Source organism: Microbacterium sp. B24 (assembly GCF_000333415.1).
Classification (GTDB): Bacteria; Actinomycetota; Actinomycetes; order Actinomycetales; family Microbacteriaceae; genus Microbacterium.
Genome location: NZ_BADB01000257.1, coordinates 1 through 1,524, shown reverse-complemented (window position 1 = coordinate 1,524; position 1,524 = coordinate 1). Strand labels below are relative to the sequence as shown.

Sequence of the window (1,524 nt, the reverse complement as noted above, 5' to 3'; positions counted from 1 at the left end):
TCATCCGGGGAGCTGGCATCGGCTCGTGGAGAGCGAGGCCATCCCCCTGGGCCGCGCGGGAAGCGACCGCGCCCGCGTGCACGTGCACGTCACCGCCCTCGCGCTGAGCCTGCTGCTGGCCGCGGCGACCGTTCCGGCGCTGCTGAACCTCTGACGGCATCCGGCCTTACTCCGGATCCTGCAGGGTCGGCGTGCCGGTGCGCGGGTTCTGCGCCGCGGCATCCATCAGGCTCGTCGGAGCGGCGACATCGGGCTCGACACCGTCGGCGCGCTCCTTCGTGCGACGACGGGAGAACCGACGGCTGCGCGGGTCGAACGCCTCGCGGAGGGCATCGCCGAAGATGTTCGCCGACAGTGCCAGCGTGACGATGAACAGCGCCGGCCACCAGAACAGCCACGGCCGCACGGTGAAGGCCGACTGGTTGACACCGATGAGCAGACCCAGCGAGACGTCAGGAGAGCGGATGCCGTAGCCGAGAAGCGAGATCGCCGCCTCGAGCAGGATGGCGCCGGCTGCCAGGAGCGATCCCGACACGATGATCACACCGGTCGCGTTCGGAAGGATGTGCCGGAAGATGATGCGGGCATCGGAGGCGCCGGCCACGCGGGCAGCCTCGACGAACTCCCGTTCGCGCAGCGAGAGGAACTCACCGCGGACGAGACGCGCGATCACCATCCAGCTGAAGAACCCGAGCATGGAGCCCAAGACCCATACGCCGACCGCGCCGGCCCAGTTACCGACGACGGCGGCGATCACGATGGCGGGGATCACGATGAAGACGTCGGTCAGGCGCATGAGCACCGCGTCGACCCAGCCGCGGAAGTAGCCCGCGATCGCGCCCACCGTGACACCCACGATCAGCGCGATGCCCGTGATCAGCACCATGGCCACGAACGAGTTCTGGATGCCGCGCATGGTCATCGCGAAATAGTCGCGCCCGATGCGGTCCTGACCGAAGGGGTGGTCGCCGAGCGAGAACGGGAACAGGCTCAGAGTCGGCTCTCCGCCGTTGACGCTGTTCGACAGGTCGTACCAGTTGTACTTCCACCAGCCGGGAATCGGGCCGAGCCCGACGGCGCTCGTGGCGAAGGCCACGACTGCCAGGAGGACGATGGCGGCGATGAGGCCGACCTTCTGGGAGAGGAAACGGCGCCAGATGATCCGGCTCTGACTGATCGAGCGCTCTTCGACGTCGCCGGGGGTTTCTGAGATGGTGCTGGACATCAGCGCACCCTCACTCTCGGGTCGAGTGCCGCGTACGCGAGATCGGCAAGGAAGTTGAACAGAATGGCCATGAAGGCGATGACGATGAAGTAGCCCATCACCGGGTACAGGTCACCGGGACCCAGCGAGCGCTGGAAGAGCGCACCCATACCGGGGATCGCGAAGATGAACTCCGTGATGATGGCTCCACCGAGCAGCCCGCCGAGGTCGGTCGCCACGAGCGTCGTGATCGGGATCAGCACGTTGCGGAATGCGTGGCGGACGACGACCACCCGCTCGGGCATGCCCTTGGCGCGAGC

2 protein-coding genes are annotated in these 1,524 nt (G+C 67.4%); both read right to left on the bottom strand.

Annotation, left to right across the window (positions count from 1 at the left end; genetic code table 11):
• Nucleotides 1-166 precede the first annotated feature (166 nt).
• A complete protein-coding gene (locus I5I_RS06840) occupies nucleotides 167-1,225 on the bottom strand; it encodes an ABC transporter permease (protein WP_036284938.1) in 1,059 nt (352 codons plus the stop codon).
• The coding region (locus I5I_RS06835) for an ABC transporter permease subunit (RefSeq protein ID WP_036318000.1) at nucleotides 1,225-1,524 on the bottom strand (300 nt) is incomplete at its 5' end. The genes I5I_RS06835 and I5I_RS06840, both read right to left, overlap by 1 nt.

Coding starts and splice junctions, on each gene's coding strand:
- I5I_RS06840 (WP_036284938.1), bottom strand. CDS start 1,225: ATGTCCAGCACCATCTCAGAAACCCCCGGCGACGTCGAAGAGCGCTCG.